At 55.4% G+C, this 19702-nt stretch carries 18 protein-coding genes and 1 pseudogene; 12 read left to right on the top strand and 7 right to left on the bottom strand.

Features of this window, described 5'->3' with window-relative positions:
• Positions 1-78: 78 nt before the first annotated feature.
• Positions 79-1368 carry a uracil permease gene (uraA, locus tag OGV79_RS20040; RefSeq protein ID WP_012131287.1) on the top strand — a complete coding sequence of 430 codons (1290 nt, stop codon included), beginning with the start codon at positions 79-81 and terminating at the stop codon, positions 1366-1368.
• Between the two features lie 96 nt (positions 1369-1464).
• Entirely contained in the window at positions 1465-2166 is a 702-nt protein-coding gene (locus OGV79_RS20035; RefSeq protein WP_213164963.1) for a DnaA inactivator Hda, read from the top strand.
• Positions 2167-2201: 35 nt separating this feature from the next.
• On the opposite strand, the gene OGV79_RS20030 is transcribed toward OGV79_RS20035, so the two are convergent.
• The 3 genes and pseudogenes from OGV79_RS20030 to celB form a co-directional block, all read right to left on the bottom strand.
• On the bottom strand, positions 2202-3632 hold the full coding sequence (locus tag OGV79_RS20030; RefSeq protein ID WP_286468830.1) for a leucyl aminopeptidase family protein: 1431 nt from the start codon (positions 3630-3632) through the stop codon (positions 2202-2204).
• On the bottom strand, positions 3629-4588 hold the full coding sequence (locus tag OGV79_RS20025) for a glycosylasparaginase (RefSeq protein ID WP_214318683.1): 960 nt from the start codon (positions 4586-4588) through the stop codon (positions 3629-3631). Before OGV79_RS20025 ends, OGV79_RS20030 begins: the two co-directional genes overlap by 4 nt.
• Positions 4589-4591: 3 nt before the next feature.
• A pseudogene (celB, locus tag OGV79_RS20020) lies at positions 4592-5911 on the bottom strand (PTS cellobiose transporter subunit IIC).
• 159 nt (positions 5912-6070) lie between these two features.
• On the opposite strand from celB, the gene OGV79_RS20015 reads away from it, so the two are divergent.
• Entirely contained in the window at positions 6071-6916 is an 846-nt protein-coding gene (locus OGV79_RS20015) for an XRE family transcriptional regulator (protein ID WP_286468829.1), read from the top strand.
• On the opposite strand, the gene arsC is transcribed toward OGV79_RS20015, so the two are convergent.
• Together arsC and bepA are read right to left on the bottom strand one after the other, a co-directional pair.
• The gene (arsC, locus tag OGV79_RS20010) at positions 6913-7272 is read right to left on the bottom strand and encodes an arsenate reductase (glutaredoxin) (protein WP_012131294.1); all 360 of its coding nucleotides are present in this window, start codon (positions 7270-7272) and stop codon (positions 6913-6915) included. The two genes, OGV79_RS20015 and arsC, sit on opposite strands and share 4 nt — an antisense overlap.
• 72 nt (positions 7273-7344) lie before the next feature.
• Positions 7345-8808 carry a beta-barrel assembly-enhancing protease gene (bepA, locus tag OGV79_RS20005; protein ID WP_286468828.1) on the bottom strand — a complete coding sequence of 488 codons (1464 nt, stop codon included), beginning with the start codon at positions 8806-8808 and terminating at the stop codon, positions 7345-7347.
• 225 nt (positions 8809-9033) lie between these two features.
• Between bepA and OGV79_RS20000 the strand changes: the two genes are divergently transcribed.
• The 4 genes from OGV79_RS20000 to iadA all read left to right on the top strand — a co-directional run bounded on the left by OGV79_RS20000 (position 9034) and on the right by iadA (position 12568).
• Entirely contained in the window at positions 9034-10095 is a 1062-nt protein-coding gene (locus OGV79_RS20000) for an AI-2E family transporter (protein ID WP_012131296.1), read from the top strand.
• A gap of 175 nt (positions 10096-10270) precedes the next feature.
• Positions 10271-10930 carry a nucleoside recognition domain-containing protein gene (locus tag OGV79_RS19995; protein ID WP_024130126.1) on the top strand — a complete coding sequence of 220 codons (660 nt, stop codon included), beginning with the start codon at positions 10271-10273 and terminating at the stop codon, positions 10928-10930.
• A gap of 1 nt (position 10931) precedes the next feature.
• Entirely contained in the window at positions 10932-11393 is a 462-nt protein-coding gene (locus tag OGV79_RS19990; protein WP_047462074.1) for a YjiG family protein, read from the top strand.
• Between the two features lie 11 nt (positions 11394-11404).
• Positions 11405-12568, top strand: a complete 1164-nt coding sequence (iadA, locus tag OGV79_RS19985) for a beta-aspartyl-peptidase (protein WP_286468827.1) — start codon at positions 11405-11407, stop codon at positions 12566-12568.
• A 74-nt stretch (positions 12569-12642) separates the two neighbouring features.
• On the opposite strand, the gene bcp is transcribed toward iadA, so the two are convergent.
• A complete protein-coding gene (gene bcp, locus OGV79_RS19980) occupies positions 12643-13113 on the bottom strand; it encodes a thioredoxin-dependent thiol peroxidase (protein ID WP_012131300.1) in 471 nt (156 codons plus the stop codon).
• A complete protein-coding gene (locus tag OGV79_RS19975; RefSeq protein WP_200030502.1) occupies positions 13113-13685 on the bottom strand; it encodes a glycine cleavage system transcriptional repressor in 573 nt (190 codons plus the stop codon). The genes bcp and OGV79_RS19975 overlap by 1 nt, the downstream gene beginning before the upstream one ends.
• Positions 13686-13830: 145 nt before the next feature.
• Between OGV79_RS19975 and dapA the strand changes: the two genes are divergently transcribed.
• The 5 genes from dapA (at position 13831) to OGV79_RS19950 (ending at position 19688) form a co-directional block, all read left to right on the top strand.
• Positions 13831-14709, top strand: a complete 879-nt coding sequence (gene dapA / locus OGV79_RS19970; RefSeq protein WP_012131302.1) for a 4-hydroxy-tetrahydrodipicolinate synthase — start codon at positions 13831-13833, stop codon at positions 14707-14709.
• Positions 14710-14725: 16 nt separating this feature from the next.
• Positions 14726-15760, top strand: a complete 1035-nt coding sequence (bamC, locus tag OGV79_RS19965) for an outer membrane protein assembly factor BamC (RefSeq protein WP_012131303.1) — start codon at positions 14726-14728, stop codon at positions 15758-15760.
• A 189-nt stretch (positions 15761-15949) separates the two neighbouring features.
• Complete coding sequence (gene purC / locus OGV79_RS19960) at positions 15950-16663, top strand: phosphoribosylaminoimidazolesuccinocarboxamide synthase (protein WP_012131304.1); 714 nt, start codon at positions 15950-15952, stop codon at positions 16661-16663.
• A gap of 130 nt (positions 16664-16793) precedes the next feature.
• Complete coding sequence (gene ypfJ / locus OGV79_RS19955) at positions 16794-17657, top strand: KPN_02809 family neutral zinc metallopeptidase (protein ID WP_024130129.1); 864 nt, start codon at positions 16794-16796, stop codon at positions 17655-17657.
• A 15-nt stretch (positions 17658-17672) separates the two neighbouring features.
• Complete coding sequence (locus OGV79_RS19950) at positions 17673-19688, top strand: tRNA(Met) cytidine acetyltransferase TmcA (RefSeq protein ID WP_286468826.1); 2016 nt, start codon at positions 17673-17675, stop codon at positions 19686-19688.
• The last annotated feature ends 14 nt before the right edge of the window (positions 19689-19702 follow it).

The raw sequence follows: 19702 nt of genomic DNA, 5'->3' as shown, positions 1-19702 counted from the left end.
TAATAAAGAGCCGACTTTAAGAGTCGGCTTTTTTTTGAATAAAACACCCATAACATACAACACTCAGAGGAAAACACTATGACGCGCCGTGCTATCGGGGTAAGTGAAAGACCGCCGCTTTTACAGACAATCCCGCTTAGTTTGCAGCATTTGTTCGCCATGTTTGGCGCAACCGTGCTGGTGCCAGTCCTGTTTCATATCAACCCGGCTACCGTTCTGCTGTTTAACGGCATCGGTACGTTGCTGTATCTCTTTATTTGTAAAGGTAAAATTCCTGCATATTTAGGGTCGAGCTTTGCCTTTATTTCGCCGGTTTTGCTGCTGTTGCCGCTGGGGTATGAAGTGGCGCTGGGTGGTTTTATCATGTGCGGCGTGCTGTTCTGTCTGGTCTCTTTTATCGTGAAGAAAGCCGGAACCGGCTGGCTGGACGTGATGTTCCCGCCTGCGGCGATGGGCGCAATCGTTGCCGTTATCGGTCTGGAACTGGCGGGCGTGGCTGCGGGAATGGCCGGGTTACTGCCTGCTGAAGGGCAATCCCCGGATACCAAAACCATTACCATCTCCCTTGTGACCCTGGCGGTGACGGTCTTTGGCTCCGTGCTGTTCCGGGGTTTCCTGGCCATTATCCCGATCCTGATCGGCGTGCTGGCAGGCTATGCGCTGTCATTTGCAATGGGAGTGGTGGATACCGCGCCGATTGCCGAAGCGCACTGGTTCGCGCTGCCGACGTTCTATACGCCGCGCTTTGAATGGTTTGCCATTCTGACAATCCTGCCAGCGGCGCTGGTGGTGATTGCCGAACACGTAGGCCACCTGGTCGTGACGGCGAACATCGTTAAAAAGGATCTGGTTCGTGACCCTGGCCTGCATCGTTCGATGTTTGCCAACGGGTTATCAACGATGATTTCCGGGTTCTTCGGTTCTACGCCGAACACCACCTACGGTGAAAACATCGGTGTTATGGCGATCACCCGCGTGTACAGCACCTGGGTTATCGGTGGCGCGGCGATTTTTGCCATTCTGCTCTCCTGCGTGGGTAAACTGGCCGCTGCGATTCAGATAATCCCGCTGCCGGTAATGGGCGGCGTATCGCTGCTGCTGTACGGCGTGATCGGGGCATCCGGTATTCGTGTATTGATTGAATCAAAAGTCGATTACAACAAAGCGCAGAACTTGATCCTGACTTCGGTGATTTTGATCATCGGCGTCAGCGGCGCGAAAGTGCATATTGGCGCGGCTGAACTGAAAGGAATGGCGCTGGCGACCATTGTTGGGATCGGCCTGAGCCTGATCTTCAAACTGATCAGCGTCCTGCGCCCGGAAGAAGTGGTGCTGGATGCGAAAGACGCGGATACGCCGCAGCAATAATCCTGAAACCGGGCAGTGCTTGCTGCCCGGTTCTATCGTGATGGAATTCTGTGGTAAACTCATCGCGATTTTATGGAATCCTGGATTGAGGTATCTCTGAACACTCCGGCACAGCTCTCTCTGCCACTTTATCTTCCTGACGACGAAACTTTCGCAAGTTTCTGGCCGGGGGATAACGCCTCTTTACTGGCTGCACTGCAAAACGTGCTGCGTCAGGAACATAGCGGATATATTTATCTCTGGTCGCGTGAAGGCGCGGGCCGTAGCCATCTACTGCACGCGGCGTGTGCTGAACTGTCGCAACGCGGCGACGCGGTAGGCTATGTGCCGCTGGATAAGCGCACCTGGTTTGTACCGGAAGTGCTTGACGGCATGGAGCATTTGTCGCTGGTGTGTATTGACAATATTGAATGTGTCGCCGGAGATGAACTGTGGGAAATGGCGATCTTTGATCTCTATAACCGCATCCTTGAGTCGGGAAAAACGCGCCTGCTGATCACCGGCGATCGCCCTCCACGTCAGCTAAAGCTGGGATTACCCGATCTGGCTTCTCGTCTGGACTGGGGGCAAATCTACAAGCTGCAACCTCTCTCTGATGAAGACAAACTCCAGGCGTTACAACTGCGCGCCAGACTGCGTGGGTTTGAACTGCCGGAAGATGTCGGGCGTTTTCTGTTGAAGCGGCTGGATCGCGAGATGCGTACGCTATTTATTACGCTGGATCAGCTCGATCACGCCTCAATCACCGCACAGCGTAAACTCACCATTCCGTTCGTTAAAGAGATTCTGACGCTGTAACGCTGCCGTTTTTGCCCGGTGGCCGGGCAAAAAACTCAGGCAATATCTTCCAGTAAGTGCTCAACCAGCAGTGGAATCGGCCTGCCGGACGCGACGCTTCTGCCGTTTTCTCGCCATAGCGCTGTACCGCTAATGTCCAGATGTGCCCACGGGATATCCGACGGGCAAAAATGATGCAGTAACCAGGCTGCGGAAGCGCTGATTGCCGCATTGTTCGTCGGCGTATTACAGAGATCGGCTATGGCGCTTTCGGTCTGCTTTTTCAGTCGTGCATCCAGAGGTAAAGACCAGACTTCATCTCCGCTCTGCCGTCCAGCCTCTGTTAGCGCCTGTCTTAACGCATCGTCCTGAGTCATCAGCCCGCTGAGTTCGTAGCCAAGCGCTTTCACCACCGCACCGGTCAAGGTGGCCATGTCGATGATATAACGGGCCTGCGGCTGTCGTTGGCTCGTCCATGCAATGGCGTCGGCCAGCACCAGCCGTCCTTCGGCGTCGGTGTTATTGATTTCCACTGTCATACCGTTGCAGGCGCGAGCAACGCTGCCAGGCTGCATTGCGTTCGGGCCGATCGCGTTTTCAGCCAGCGCCAGTACGCCCATTATGCGTACGGGCAGTTGTAACTCCGCAACCGTCAGGAGCAGTCCCAACACGTTGGCTGCGCCACACATGTCATATTTCATGGTGTACATACCCGCGCCCTCTTTCAACCACAGGCCACCGGTATCAAACGTTATCCCTTTACCTATATAGCAGCGTACCGGGCCGTCACTTATGCCGTTGTAATGAATGGCAAGCAAACGCGGTGGACAGGTCGCTCCTTTGCCAACTGCATGGAGCAGTCCGAGGCCTTGTTCAACAATTTGTTGTTCATCAAGGACTTCACAGTGCAGCGCAGGAAAAGAGGCGCACAGGGTTTGTGCCTCATTGACCACGAACTGCGGCGTACAGCAATCGGAGGGGGTATCCGCCAGCCGCCTTGCAGCGACCATGCCGTTGGCAATGGCCTGCTGCTGCCTGAACATTTTTTCACGTTTCTCGTATTGTTCTGGCTGGCAGAACGCGGTGATATGGCGGATGCGAGTGGCGGTGGCATCCGTTTTTTTCAATTGTAAATCATTGAGCGTATACGCCTGATTGAACAGAAAACGCAGCAGCAGCGCCAGTACAGTGTCATTTATTTCGGTGACATCAATCAGCACATTTTCGCTGACTGGCGAGGCCAGCAGCGGTCGTATCGCATTGAGTAAACCTTCGGTCAGGCTGTCCTGCCAGAGCGCATCAGGCAACAGGGTAATTCGCGTAAAAGGCGCGCAGCCAAAGCGGGTATCCGCTACTTTATCTTGCGCCAGTACGTGCATTTCCGCGAGCAGAGCGGAATCCCGCAATAACGAACAGCCAGGAGGTGCGATAAGATGGCCTTGTGGTTGAACCTCTGCTGGTGAGCAAATCAGTTGGTATGAAATCATTTCTCTTCCTCGACTGGAGCACGTATCCGCGCGGCATAGTCTTGCATCCATTCTTCATCGACGGGGTGATAATGGGTCTTCTCGTGCTGGCGTTCGGCGCGAAATACGGTGAGCGGTTGGCGTGCGGTAGCGACAACGAACGAGAATGTTTTGATGTTAGTGGCTGCGCCAAACTCGCCTTTACGGTTCATGCAGACCACAGAGAGGTCGCCTGTGCGACCAAATCGCGACATCAATTTATCTTCCAGCTCAAACACGACAGAATCAGCCGCTTGTTGCGGTGTCATCCCCTGCGCCATGCGACGAACAATTTCATAGCTGGCGCAGCCTTTCATCAGATCTTCACCGACGCCCGTTGCCGTCGCTGCGCCGACTTCACTGTCGCAATAGAAGCCGGAACCAATAACCGGAGAGTCGCCAATGCGGCCGCGTTTTTTCATAAACAGGCCGCTGGTGGAGGTGGCAACGCTCATCGACCCCAGTTTATCCAGACCAATAATGCCGACCGTATCGTGGCCGTTATATGGACTTAAGCCTTTATCCAGCGTCTCCCGGCAGCGTTTTTGATAGTGCTGGATGGCTCTGTCGGTGAGCATGGTTTTATCCGCAAATCCCTGGCTCAGTGCCCATTCACGCGCACCCTGGCCAACCAGCAGACAGTTATAGCGCTGACGGCTTAACGCATGTGCGACGCGCACCGGGTTGGCAATATCCACCAGATTCCCGACCGCCCCAAACGCGAGGGTATCGCCGTCCATATAGGCGGCATCCAGTTCGACCTCGCCATTTTCAGTAGGCAGTCCGCCATAGCCCACGGATTTATAAAACGGAAAGTCCTCAACGGTTGCGACGGCGTCTACCACCGCCATTGCGACCGGGTTCCCCGCAGCCAGTACAGACGCGGATTCCGCCACACCTTCAAGCGCCATTCGCCAGGTTGCGATAATTCCCCACATGGTTTACTCCTGTTTTGCAAGTGGTGCATCGGGCTGCGTTACGGCAGCCCGTTCCGCCGCGCGGTACTGTTTATCGACGATCCGCATAAAGGGCAGATACAGCATTGCGCCAATCAGCAGGTTAATGAGCTGCATGACGCTGCCGCTAATATGTCCGGTAACGATAAAACCGCTGATGACTGGCGGCAGCGTCCACGGAATAAAGACGCCCGTGGTGACGGCGACCGCGCCGAGCTTCATCGCGGTATACTATACGGTGACCAGCACCAGCGGCACCAGGTTGAAGGGGATCAGCATTATCGGATTCATTATCACCGGCAGACCGAACAGAATCGGTTCGTTGATGTTGAACACAGACGCTCCGGCACCGAGCCGCGCCACTTCCCGCATGTTTTTACTGCGCGCAAAGAAAAGCATGGCTAACACCAGCGACAACGTTGCGCCCGCGCCGCCCATCCAAATCATGTCAAAAAACTGTTCCGTAATGATGTGTGGGGGTGTGGTGCCAGCCTGAATAGCCGCAATGTTGTCGGTCTGGTTTTCCATCCACAGCGGACGGATGATGCCGTTAACCATTGAGCCGGAGTTAATACCGACCGACCACAAAATAGTGATGCTGAACACTGTCATCAGCGCGCCAAAGTAAGAGGTACCGTAATGACGAACCGGTGTGGCGACCACTTCGTAAATAAACTGATGGATGGTCTGGTAATGGGTGTTTTCAAACAAGATGCGAATGCTCAGTACCAGTATCATGACCAGTAAGGCGGGGATCAGCGCGGCAAAAGATTCTTGCACCGCTGGTGGCACACCTTCTGGCATTTTAATCACCAGATTTTTACGCTTTAGCCAGCAGAAAAGTTCAGTCCACAGCAGCGAACCGATCATCGCGACGAACAATCCTTTTGTGCCAATCCACTCTACGGGGATCACGGTAATACCGCCGCTTTCCGCCACTTTGATAAACGGTGTAAGGATCAGAAAACAGACCAGCGCCAGAATGCCGCAGGATATGCGATCTTCGCCGTAGTGTTCCGCCAGACGAAATGCGACCAGGAAACTGATAAACAGCGACATCGTTGAGAACACCGCGTTAAACGGAATCTCAATAATCGCACTCCAGCTCTCGCCAAAAGCCTGAGACATAAACTGCTGATAGTTTTGATTCGGAAACGAGGAGATCACCAGCAGAATAGAGCCGACGATAATAAACGGCATAAACGAAACGTATGCGCCACGAATCGCGCCGAGATGCCGCTGCTGAGCGGTTTTCGCCGCCAGAGGCATCAGTTTTGCTTCAAGAAATCCCAGAACATTGTTCATTGTGAACTCCGTACAAGATTAACTCACGTTGTGTGTGCTATGCATGAGGATTATCTGCGAAGGCGTGTGAACGAAAGGTGAAATAGCTCACAATGTGATCGCGATTAGCATATAAATCTCATAAGATTAATTATCTAAAAATCGACAGGGATTCTTGCGATGGAAATAAAATTGCACGCCAATGCCACTACCACACCGCGTATTCGTCGCTATCTTCAACAGTCTGAAAAAAGCGACAGAGAGCTTGCCGCCGAGCTTGGGATTTCTGTTACGACAGTAAGGCGATGGCGACATCGTGATCGGGTTAGTGATGGGCAAACTACGCCGAAGACGATATACAAAGCGATGAGACAAGAGCAGGTTGTTTTGGTGAACGCCTTGCGCGACGCAACAGGTGCGCCGCTGGATGACCTCTTATTGTTGGTGAACGAGGTGCTGGGCATTGTTGTGTCGCGCGCGACGTTGAATCGTTATCTTAAACCGGCGACACCTCGGCGACAGCGGACGTCGTTACAAGGGAAAAAAGCGTTAAAATCCGGGATGCTGCCGAATCATCTGGCGCTGTATCACCTTCCACTCTCGTTACATATGGACGACGGTGGCGAACATCATTTGTTCTGGGCGCGCGAGCCGATGAGCGGCTGGTGCTTTGCCCGACTGTATGCGGGTATTTCACCGCAGCGGGTCGTGGTCTGGCTGGATGAATTGCTGGAAACCTGCCCGACTGATATACAATCTATTGAGACAAATATTTCTTATCGCATATGCCCGCAGCTAAAAACGCACCTGGCGACGCGCGGCATGTCATGCCAAATAACCGGTACGATTCCCGGTTGGGTGTCGGTGACAGTACCGCTGAATGAGATTATTCCCCGGCTAAATAGTGAATCTGCCAGCGAGTTGCTTATCCGCTTATGTGAATGCTACAACCGTGGTAAGACACAGAAAAAACTGGGGGATTGTACGCCGCAGGACTTTCTGGAAGCGCTGCGGCGCATGGATTAGCTCACGATTTCCAGCACCTGCTCCGGCGGGCGGCCAATACGAGCCTGACCGTTGGCGACGACAATCGGTCGCTCCATCAGTTTCGGGTTTTCCACCATCGCCTGAATCAACGCCTCTTCGCTCAGGTGGCTGTCGGCCAGATTGAGTGACTTGTAGAGATCTTCTTTCTGGCGCATCAGTTCGCGTGCGCTGGACATCCCTAACATACGCAGCAGTTCACGTAGCGTCGCTGCGTCGGCAGGTGTTTCCAGGTAAAGCACCACTTCCGGTTCAACGCCGTTAGATTTCAGCAGGCTCAGCGTGTCGCGGCTCTTTGAACAACGCGGGTTGTGGTAGATTTTTACTGCATCAGACATGATTTCTCCTTTCGCGCGAACTGTAGGCCGGATAAGACGCGATAGCGTCGCCACCCGGCAACAGAACGAATACTACATTTTGGTGTATGGCTTAAAGCGTTCCTGCAACTGGCGAAGCTGGTCGATACGGGCATCGTAACGCGCCTGTTGCTGGCTGCCCAGCTTGACCTGAGAACTTGCGCTGCTGAGCATAGAGATCGCCTGATCCAGTCGCCCGGCCAGCGCATAGCCTTCGGCGCGCGCCGCCAGCTCCTGATCGCGGTTATTGAGCGCCGCTTCAGCCTGCGCCAGGAGATCCCAGCCGTTGCCGTCGTCTTTGTTGTTGAAAGTGTAGCGATTGAGGATGGTCGTGGCTTCTCTGGCTTGCCCGCCCTGTAAATAAGCATTCGCCAGGTTTAGCTGCAATACCGGGTTTGCGCGCAGATCGCGGGCATTTTTCAGACGGTTAATCGCTTCGCTGGTTTTCTTCTGCCCCAGATCGATATCGGTCGCCAGGTCGAGATACCACGCGTTATTCGGTTCAGTCGTCAGCAACGGTTGCAGCGCTTTGCGAGCTTCGTCGTACTTGCTGGCTTCCATCGCCTGTAGCGCCCGGCCATATTGCGCCGCACGCTGTTGGTGCACGTTTCCTTTTTCCCATGCGTCGAGCAGGTCGCTGGTAAGCTGATTACGGCCAGAATTGTACATTCCCAGCGTACGCGCCTTCGCCAGATAAAAATCTTCCGACGATTCCACTACCACCGGGCGCATCTGGTTTGCACGGTTGCGGGCATCCGCCAGACGGCTTTCCGGCAGGGGGTGCGTCAGCAAAATTTCGGGAGGACGCGTGGAGTAGCGCGCCTGGTCGAGCAGTTTTTCCAGGAACGTCGGCATCGCTTGCGGATCGAACCCTGAACGTTGCAGCACCTGAATACCGATTCGGTCTGCTTCCTGTTCGTTTTGTTGGGTGAAGCTGATCATCCCCTGACGCGTTCCCGCCAGCGTACCGGTCAGCGCCGCCATACCGGCCTGCGGGCTGGCCATCGCCAGAAGAATAGAGCCTAAGGCACCGACCCAGGTCAGCGGAGCGCTGCGCTTTTGATCTTCCATCGCGCGCGCCAGATGGCGTTGGGTTACGTGGGAAATTTCGTGCGCCATCACCGAGGCTAACTGACTTTCGTTATCGGAATAGCGAAAGAGCGCGGAATGCAGCACAACGTTGCCGCCGAAAAAGGCGAAGGCGTTGATTTCGTCGTTGTTAATCAAAAAGAAATGGAACGGCGTTTTCACGGAGTCTGCATGAGAGACTAAACGCATCCCCAGCGCGTTGATGTACTGACTCAACAGCGGATCGTTGATCAACGGCGCGCTGCCGCGCAACTGGCGAACGTAATAGTCGCCCATTTGCATTTCCTGACCGATAGAAAGCGTGCTTCCTGCTGAGGTCCCCATATCCGGTAGCGTGTCTGCGGAATCTGCAAACGCGGGGGCTATCTGACCGATAGTCAGCGCAGCGATGAGGGTAGCAACCAGGTTTTTCTTCAACAGCCTGAACATAGACCTCTGTCCTGTTTTCTTTAATATAGCCATTTGACCGATGCCGCGACGTATCGTTCCGCCACGCCAGCACAGGGAGTGTAACTGCGAAACCCGGTGGTGAATACCCCGCTCAAATGACTTTTCAGTTTCCTGAATCAGCAACAAAAAGCGAAGTCTTTTTTGTGACATTTAGATACAATTCGGGATCGCAATCCCGCTATTGAGGTTCAGGGAACGGTTTCTATGCTTGAGATGTTGATGCAGTGGTATCGCCGTCGTTTTAGCGACCCGGAGGCGATCGCCTTGCTGGTTATCCTGGTTGCCGGTTTTGGCATCCTTTTCTTTTTCAGTGGGCTTCTGGCGCCGTTGCTGGTGGCTATTGTCCTCGCTTACCTGCTGGAGTGGCCTACGGTCCGTCTGGAGGCGATTGGCTGCTCCCGGCGTTGGGCCACCTCAATCGTACTGATTGTTTTTGTCGGCATTTTACTGCTGATGGCGTTTGTCGTGATGCCGGTGGCCTGGCAGCAGGGGATCTATTTGATTCGCGATATGCCGGGTATGCTCAATAAGCTCTCTGATTATGCCGCCACGTTACCCCGTCGTTACCCGGCGCTGATGGATGCCGGGATCATTGATGCGATGGCGGAAAACATGCGCACCCGGATGCTGACGTTAGGTGATTCGGTCGTGAAATACTCCCTGGCCTCTCTGGTCGGGTTGTTGACGCTGGCGGTGTATCTGGTGCTGGTGCCGCTGATGGTCTTCTTCCTGATCAAAGATAAAGAGCAGATGCTGAATGCCGTGCGCCGGGTTCTGCCGCGCAATCGCGGTCTGGCCGGGCAGGTCTGGATGGAGATGAACCAGCAGATCACCAACTATATTCGTGGCAAAGTGCTGGAGATGGTGGTGGTTGGCGTGGCGACCTGGCTTGGCTTCCTGCTCTTTGGTCTCAACTACTCGCTGCTGCTGGCGGTTCTGGTTGGATTCTCGGTATTAATCCCCTACATCGGCGCGTTCGTGGTGACCATTCCGGTGATTGGCGTGGCGTTATTCCAGTTTGGCCTCGGAACGGAGTTCTGGAGCTGCTTCGCCGTGTATCTGATCATTCAGGCGCTGGATGGAAACCTGCTGGTGCCGGTACTGTTTTCAGAAGCCGTCAACCTGCACCCGCTGGTGATTATTCTGTCGGTGGTGATTTTCGGCGGCCTGTGGGGCTTCTGGGGCGTGTTCTTCGCCATCCCGCTGGCGACGTTAATTAAAGCCGTGGTACATGCCTGGCCGGACGGACAGGTCAGCGACGGTTAAGCACGATTATCACTCTGCCCGGTGGCGCAACGTCATCGGGCGTTCCACGTTTTATCCGCTTTCTCCTTTCCTGAACGTTTTCCGAATGTGCTGTCCCGCCCTCCTTTTTTGCTTTCAACTTACCGGTATAGATGGTTTTTTAATCTCACAAGGACAAGACCAACCGGAGAAAAAAATGGGTCATCAGATGCACACGCAGCAAAAAGTGGGGTGGGGCGGTTATCTCGCCTTTTTTATTACCATTATCCTTTTTTCAGGCATGTTCGCGAAAAGTACGGAATGGTGGCGAGTGTTTGATTTTACCGTGCTCAATGGCGCGTTTGGCCTGGTTAACGCAGCAGGCGACACGGCGGTTTCATTTCGCGGCACTGGCGGTACCGGGGCGAGAGATGGCTTTTTATTCGCACTGGAGCTGGCGCCATCGGTTATTTTATCGCTCGGCATTATTTCCGTGACGGAAGGGCTGGGCGGACTGCGCGCCGCACAGCAGTTGATGACGCCGATACTCAGGCCGATCCTGGGCATCCCCGGCATTTGCTCCCTGGCGCTTATCGCCAATTTGCAAAATACGGATGCCGCCGCCGGGATGACCAAAGAGCTGGCGGAAGAGGGGGTGATTACCGAACAGGAACGGGCAATTTTCGCCTGCTGGCAGACAAGCGGCAGCGCGATTCTGACGAACTACTTCTCATCAGGCGCCGCGCTATTTGCCACGATAACCGTACCGGTTATTACGCCGCTGGCGGTCATTTTAGTCTTCAAATTTATCGGTGCGAACCTGTTGCGGGTGTGGATCGCGCAGCTTGAACATCGTCGTATGAAACAGGAGGCCTGAAATGAGCGCACAGGTACGTAAAAACGTCATGGATCTGTTTATCGACGGCGCGCGGCGCGGTTTTACCATCGCCACCACCAGCCTGTTGCCCAACGTCGTCATGGCCTTTGTCATTATTCAGGCGCTGAAGGTGACGGGGTTGCTGGATATCGTCGGGCGAGTGTGTGAACCGGTAATGGCGCTATGGGGTTTGCCGGGAGAATCGGCGACCGTTTTGCTGGCTGCGGTGATGAGTATGGGCGGCGGCGTGGGCGTCTGCGCCAGCCTGGTGGTTACTGGCGCGCTGTCCGGTCACGATGCCACTGTGCTGTTACCCGCCATTTACCTGATGGGCAACCCGGTTCAGAATGTAGGGCGCTGCCTGGGAACGGCGGGCGTTCATCCGCGTTATTACCCGCATATTATTGCGGTGTGCGTGATTAATGCCCTGGTCTCTATTTGGGTAATGCAGGCTATTGTTTAAAAAGGACTATCATGGACTATTCCATTCTTAATCTGACGCTTTTTCAGCGCGGACACGTATATGCCCCGGACGATCTGGGCCAGCAGGACATTCTGGTTGCCAACGGCAAAATTGTCGCTATTGCGCCGACTATCGCTGCGAAAGACTTCCCCGGTTGCCAGCAGATCGATCTTCACGGTGATATCGTCTGCCCGGGATTTATCGATCAGCATGTTCATCTCATCGGCGGTGGCGGCGAAGCCGGGCCGCATACCCGTACGCCAGAGGTGCGGCTGTCACGGTTGGTTGAAGCCGGTATCACCTCCGTTGTCGGGCTGCTGGGAACGGACGGCATCACCCGTTATCCTGAATCTCTGCTGGCGAAAACGCGCGCGTTGGAATATGAAGGGATCAGCGCATGGATGTTAACGGGGGCGTATTCTCTGCCTTCGCCAACCATCACCGGGAGCGTCGATCGCGATGTGGCGTTGATCGATAAAGTGATTGGCGTGAAATGCGCCGTCTCCGATCATCGTTCTTCGGCGCCGAATTCCGCCGCGCTGGCGACAATGGCGGCGCAGTCCCGCGTGGGGGGATTACTGGGCCAGAAGCCGGGAATCAGCGTCTTTCATATGGGCGACAGCCCACACATGCTGGAACCGCTGTACGATATTCTCGCCAACGCCGATGTCCCTATCACGAAACTGCTGCCGACGCATGTTAACCGCGCCGAACCGCTGTTCCAGGCGGCGCTGGAGTACGCGCTTGATGGCGGCTACATTGATATTACCAGCAGCATTGATGAACCGATCGATCCGGCGACGGCCATCGTGACAGCCTTGCGCCATGAGGTTCCGCTGTCGCGCATTACCCTGAGTTCTGATGGCAACGGCAGCCAGCCGGAATTTGATGAGCATGGGAATTTGACGGGCATTGGCGTGGCGGGTTTTGAGTCGCTGATCGGCACGCTGCGTCAGTTAGTTACGCAGCATAAACTGCCGCTGGAGCAGGCGCTGCGTCCGCTTACCCGCACCGTTGCGGAATTTCTCGGCTTTGAGCATAAAGGACGTCTGGCGGCAGGTTGTGACGCCGACATTCTGGTGCTGAATCAGGCGCTGGAAGTCAGCCATCTGTGGGCGAAAGGCAAAGCGGTGGTGAAAGACGGTAAAGCGTGCGTGAAAGGAACGTTTGAATAAACGACGCGTATGCCGGATAGCGGCCTGATAAGACGCGTTAGCGTCGCATCAGGCTTTATCCGGCAAAACGCAAATCAGGCGTTTTCTTTCAGCCAGTTCAGCACTACATCGTGGTGGTTACTGGTTTTAAAGTCGTCAAATACGTGTTCGATCTTGCCGTCAGCGTCGATCAGGAAGCTGATGCGATGGATGCCGTCGTAGGTTTTCCCCATAAAGGATTTTTCCCCCCAGACGCCGAATTGCTCGCAGACCTGATGATCCTCATCGGACAGGAGCGTAAAGTTAAGCAGCTCTTTTTCGGCGAAACGAGACAGTTTTTCAGGTTTATCGGTGCTGATCCCCAACACGTCTACGCCTGCTTTTTTCAGATCGTCCATGTTATCGCGTAAACCACAGGCCTGTACGGTACAGCCGGGCGTCATGGCTTTAGGGTAGAAATACACCAGTACGCGCTGTCCCTGGAAGTCGGTCAAATTTACTTGTTCTCCGTCTTGATCCGGCAAGCTAAATTTCGGTGCGATGTCACCGGCTTTCAGTGGATTCATTACTTAACTCCATCCTGTTCATCATGTTGTGAGTAATTAACAACGTTAATACTGCCTTGCGCATTGAGTTCTGTACATAGTGCTTTAAAGGCATGCTCAATATTTACGGCATCATGGGATGCCGGACTGTGCGCGGTGATTTGAATAAACAGCTGTGCAGCCTTTTCATTTTCAGCAGGTTGCGTGCGGGAGACCAGCTCAGCGATGTTCATCTGATGGCTGTCGAAAAGCGCGGTAAAACGTTCAATTAAATGCGGAGAATCTTCCACCTCGACCTGTACCCATACCGTTGCGGGCATGGCCGGACGGGGGCGAGCGGTGGTGCGCTTCATCACAATCAACAAATCCAGCTCTGCGCCTTTCAACGGCAAGGTTGATTCAATCAGGGTGATGGCGTTCCAGGAACCAGACAGCAGCATGATAAACGTGAATTCATCGCCCAGCATGGCCAGTCGGCTGTCTTCGATATTACAGCCGCAGCTGCTGACATGGCGGGTGATAGTATTCACAATTCCCGGGCGATCGGCACCCAGCGCAGTGATAACCAGGTAATGTTGTGATGACGATGTCAAACCGGTTCTTCCTTTGAGAGGTGAGGTAATCATAAGGAAAGCATAAAAAAAACCTGCATACAATAATCAGAAGGGCTATGGTCTCTTGCTTTTATTGTCGTACCAAACGTACCATTGAGAAACTTGTTTGCACAGAGGATGGCCCATGTTCACGGGAAGTATTGTCGCGCTTGTTACACCGATGGATGAAAAAGGTAATGTCTGCCGGTCAAGCCTGAAAAAACTGATTGATTATCATGTCGCCAGCGGTACCTCGGCGATTGTTTCTGTTGGCACCACCGGCGAATCCGCCACGCTGAGCCATGACGAGCATGGCGATGTGGTCATGATGACGCTGGAGCTGGCGGACGGGCGTATTCCGGTTATCGCCGGAACGGGCGCGAACGCGACGGCGGAGGCCATTAGCCTGACGCAGCGTTTCAACGACAGCGGCGTTGTCGGTTGCCTGACAGTGACGCCTTACTACAACCGCCCGACTCAGGAAGGTCTGTTCCAGCATTTCAAAGCCATCGCTGAACATACTGACCTGCCGCAAATTCTGTATAATGTGCCGTCCCGTACAGGCTGCGATATGCTGCCGGAAACCGTCGGCCGTCTGGCGAAAGTAAAAAATATTGTCGCAATCAAAGAGGCGACAGGGAACTTAAGTCGGGTTCACCAGATCAAAGAGCTGGTTTCAGACGATTTTATTCTGCTCAGCGGTGATGATGCGACCGGGTTGGACTTCATACAGCTCGGCGGTCATGGCGTGATTTCCGTTACCGCGAACGTTGCGGCGCGTGATATGGCGGAAATGTGCAAACTGGCGGCGGAAGGTCGTTTTGCCGACGCGCGGGTGATTAATCAGCGTCTGATGCCGTTACATAACAAACTATTTGTCGAACCCAATCCGATCCCGGTGAAATGGGCATGTAAGGAGTTGGGACTTGTGGCGACTGATACGCTGCGCTTGCCGATGACGCCGATCACCGATACGGGTCGTGAGATTGTCAAAGCGGCGCTCAAGCATGCCGGTTTGCTGTAAAGTTTAGGGAGATTTGATGGCTTACTCAGTACAAAAGTCGCGCCTGGCCAGGGTTGCGGGTGTTTCGCTCATTATGCTGCTCGCGGCCTGTAGCTCTGACTCGCGCTACAAGCGCCAGGTGAGCGGTGATGAATCCTATCTGGAAGCCGCGCCGCTTGCTGAACTTCATGCGCCAGCAGGGATGATTCTGCCGGTAACGACGGGCGACTATAACATTCCGGTGACCAACGGCAGCGGCGCTGTCGGCAAAGCGCTGGACATTCGTCCGCCTGCTCAGCCGTTAGCGCTGGTGACCGGCGCGCGTACCCAGTTTACGGGTGATACCGCAACCTTGCTGGTGGAAAATGGTCGCAATACCAACCTGTGGCCGCAGGTTGTCAGCGTGATTCAGTCCAAAAACTACACGATTGAAAAACGTGATGACGCCAGCCAGACCCTGACGACCGATTGGGTTGAATGGAACCGTCTGGATGAAGACCAGCAGTACCGTGGACGTTATCAAATCTCGGTGAAACCGCAGGGTTATCAGCAGGCTGTAACGGTGAAACTGGTGAATCTGGAACAGGCTGGCAAGCCTGCCGCAGATGCCGCTTCGCTACAGCGTTATAGCGCTGAGATGATGAACGTAATCTCGGCGGGTCTGGATAAAACCGCCACCGACGCTGCGAACGCCGCGCAAAACCGTTCTGCCGCCACGATGGATGTGCAGAGCGCCGCAGATGACACCGGTTTGCCAATGCTGGTCGTCCGTGGGCCGTTCAACGTGGTGTGGCAGCGTCTGCCAGCCGCGCTTGAAAAAGTGGGCATGAAAGTGACCGACAGCACGCGTTCTCAGGGCAGCCTGGCAGTGACCTACAAACCGCTGTCTGACAGCGGCTGGCAGGATCTGGGCGCAACCGATCCGGGGCTGTCGTCCGGCGACTATAAATTGCAGGTGGGCGATTTAGACAACCGCAGTAGCCTACAGTTTATCGATCCGAAGGGGCATACCCTGACGCAGAGCCAGAACGACGCGCTGGTTGCCGTCTTCCAGGCAGCGTTCAGCAAGTAAAAATTGAGGGGCTGGAGCAATCCAGCCCTTTTTTCTGATATGATACGCAAACGTGTGCGTCAGCAGAAAAACGCAATTTTTACCGTAATTTCGCCCCCAGGCTGTAGGTCGGATAAGGCAACGCCGCCATCCGGCAAAGTGTGGCAGAAAATGAATTTTTATCGTTAATTCACACCAGGAGTAATAAAGATGCAAAAGCAAGCTGAGTTGTATCGTGGTAAAGCGAAGACCGTATACAGCACGGAAAACCCGGACCTGTTGGTGCTCGAATTCCGCAATGATACGTCAGCAGGGGATGGCGCGCGCATTGAACAGTTTGATCGCAAAGGGATGGTGAACAACAAGTTTAACCATTTCATCATGACCAAACTGGCAGAAGCGGGCATCCCGACCCAGATGGAGCAGCTGCTGTCCGATACCGAGTGTCTGGTGAAAAAGCTGGATATGGTGCCGGTCGAGTGCGTGGTGCGTAACCGTGCGGCTGGTTCTCTGGTCAAGCGTCTGGGCATTGAAGAAGGCATCGAACTGAACCCGCCGCTGTTCGACCTGTTCCTGAAAAACGATGCGATGCACGATCCGATGGTCAACGATTCTTACTGCGAAACCTTCGGCTGGGTGAGCAAAGAGAATCTGGCGCGCATGAAAGAGCTGACTTACAAAGCTAACGACGTGCTGAAAAAGCTGTTTGACGATGCCGGTCTGATCCTGGTCGATTTCAAACTGGAGTTTGGTCTGTACAAAGGCGAAGTAGTGCTGGGCGATGAATTTTCCCCGGACGGCAGCCGCCTGTGGGACAAAGAGACGCTGGATAAAATGGACAAAGACCGTTTCCGCCAGAGTCTGGGCGGTCTGATCGAAGCCTATGAGACCGTCGCACGTCGCCTGGGCGTGCAGTTAGATTAATTCTTCCTCCGTCAGCATCAACCGGAGAGTCAACGCTCTCCGGTTTTTCTCTACCACCATTATTCTAATGGTAATCTTGCGCTGAACCGCCTACGATCATCATCATAATGAATAGTATGTTGAGGTGATTATGCGCTGGCAAGGGCGTCGTGAAAGTGACAATGTAGAAGACAGACGCAATAGCTCCGGCGGCCCGTCAATGGGCGGGCCGGGTTTTCGTTTGCCCAGCGGCAAAGGCGGAATCATTCTGCTGATTGTCGTGCTGGTGGCGGGCTATTACGGGGTGGATCTTACCGGTTTAATGACCGGGCAGCCGATTTCTCAGCAGGAAACGACGCGTTCGATCAGTCCAAATGACGACGAGGCCGCGAAGTTTACCTCCGTCATTCTGGCGACCACAGAAGATACCTGGGGTCAGCAGTTTGAGAAAATGGGGCGCACATATCAGCAGCCTAAGCTGGTGATGTACCGTGGCGCGACGCGCACAGGATGCGGTGCGGGTCAGTCCGTGATGGGGCCGTTCTATTGCCCGGCGGATGGCACGGTCTACATCGATCTTTCCTTCTACGATGACATGAAAAACAAACTGGGCGCGGATGGCGATTTTGCCCAGGGTTACGTTATCGCCCACGAAGTGGGGCACCATGTGCAAAAACTGCTGGGCATCGAACCGAAGGTCCGTCAGCTGCAACAGACCGCATCGCAAGCGGAAGTGAACCGACTCTCCGTACGTATGGAGCTACAGGCGGATTGCTTCGCGGGCGTCTGGGGGCACAACATGCAGCAACAGGGCGTACTGGAATCCGGCGATCTGGAAGAAGCGTTGAATGCGGCGCAGGCGATTGGCGACGATCGTCTGCAACAACAAAGTCAGGGACGCGTGGTGCCGGACAGCTTCACTCACGGCACTTCCGAGCAGCGCTATACCTGGTTTAAACGCGGTTTTGATAGCGGCGATCCGGCGCAATGTAATACCTTCGGCAAAGGTTTTTAACATACCGGGGCAGGGATGTCTGACAATGACGCATTGCGGGCGCTAACCGCACAAATGGCGCAGGAAGGGATTCGTCGGCTGCTGGTGCTCAGCGGCGATGCGTCCTGGTGTCGTGAACGGGCGCTGGCGCTGCGAGAAGCATTGGCTGGCGACTGGCTGTGGGTGGCAACCGATGCGCCCGCCGCGCCGCACTGTACGCCGCAGGCGTTACAAACGCTACTGGGACGCGAGTTCCGCCACGCGGTTTTTGATGCGCAGTTGGGGTTTGATGCCTCGGCATTCGCGGCGCTGAGCGGCACGCTGCGAGCCGGAAGCTGGCTGGTGCTGCTGACGCCGCCGTATTCTGCATGGGAATCCCGTCCCGATGCGGACTCGCTGCGCTGGAGCGACTGCCCGCAGCCTGTTGCAACGCCACATTTTATCCAGCACCTCAAACGCGTGATGGCCCGTGACGAGCAGGCGCTGCACTGGCAGCAGTCTCAACCGTTTTCATGGCCGCGCTTTCCTGCCCGTCCCCACTGGCAACCCGCTACGGGTGAACCGCAGCCTGAGCAGGCCGCGATTTTGCAGCACCTGCTGCGAATGCCACCCGGCGTGGCCGCCGTTACGGCGGCGCGAGGGCGGGGTAAATCGGCGCTGGCCGGGCAGTTAATTTCGCGGATGAGCGGGACGGCCATTGTAACTGCGCCGTCGAAAGCGGCGACGGACGTGCTGGCGCAGTTTGCCGGTGAGAAATTTCGCTTTCTCGCTCCTGATGCGCTGTTGGCGGGCACGGAGACGGCCGACTGGCTGATTGTCGATGAGGCGGCGGCAATCCCCGCGCCGCTGCTGCATCGCCTGGCGTTGCGTTTTTCACGCATATTGTTGACCACCACCGTTCAGGGCTATGAAGGGACGGGACGCGGTTTTCTGCTGAAGTTCTGCGCCCGTTTTCCTCATCTCCGGCGTTTTGAACTGCGACAGCCTGTTCGCTGGGCGCAGGGGTGTCCGCTGGAACAATGGGTCGGCGAAGCGCTGATATTCGACGACGAGACGTTTGCCCATGCGCCGCAGGGGGCGATTCGGTTCTCCGCTTTTACGCAGGCGCTCTGGCATACCGGGCCGGCGCAGCCGCTGGCGGTGTATCAGCTGCTTTCCGGCGCGCATTACCGCACCTCTCCGCTCGATCTGCGTCGCATGATGGATGCGCCGGGGCAGCATTTTCTCGGCGCTTTTACGGCTGAACGAGTGGCGGGGGCCGCCTGGCTGGTGGAGGAGGGCGGATTATCGGCCGCGCTGAGCCAGGCCGTGTGGGCGGGCTATCGTCGCCCGCGCGGAAATCTTGTCGCGCAGTCGTTGGCCGCTCATGGCGGCGATCCGCTGGCGGCGACGCTGACCGGGCGTCGGGTGAGCCGTATTGCCGTCCACCCGGCCCGCCAGCGGGAAGGGATTGGGCAGCAGCTGATCGCTGAGGCATACGGCGGCGCCAGCCAGTGCGACTATCTCTCCGTCAGTTTTGGTTATACCGCCGAACTCTGGCGATTCTGGCAGCGTTGCGGTTTTGTGCTGGTGCGGATGGGGAACCACAAGGAGGCGAGCAGCGGCTGTTATACGGCGATGGCTTTGCTGCCCATAAGCGAGACCGGCGCGCGGCTGGCGCACCGCGAGCACCAGCGTCTGCGCCGGGATGCGGAGATCCTTGCTCGCTGGAACGGCGAAGCGATCCCGGTTATCCCGCTGAAAGCGTCTACGCTTAATGATGATGACTGGGATGAACTGGCGGGCTTTGCGTTTGCCCATCGACCGTTGTTCACGTCGTTAGGCAGTCTGAGTCGACTGCTTGAGCGCAGCGAGCTGGCGCTCCCCGCGCTGCGTGGACGCCTGGAGGAGAAGTGCAGCGACGCGAATCTGTGTATCCGGCTGGGTTTGCCTGGGCGTAAAGCGCTGCTTGTCGCCCAGCGCCGGGAAGTCGCCCATGCGCTTACCGCGCTGGATGACGAACGGGCGCAGCGGTTACGCGAACGCGTTTTGCAATGGCAATTTTTTCACTAACTCCTTCAATTTCC

Source organism: Citrobacter sp. CK185, assembly GCF_030333565.1.
Taxonomy (GTDB): Bacteria; Pseudomonadota; Gammaproteobacteria; order Enterobacterales; family Enterobacteriaceae; genus Citrobacter_B; species Citrobacter_B koseri.
This window is presented reverse-complemented; position numbering and strand designations above follow the sequence as displayed.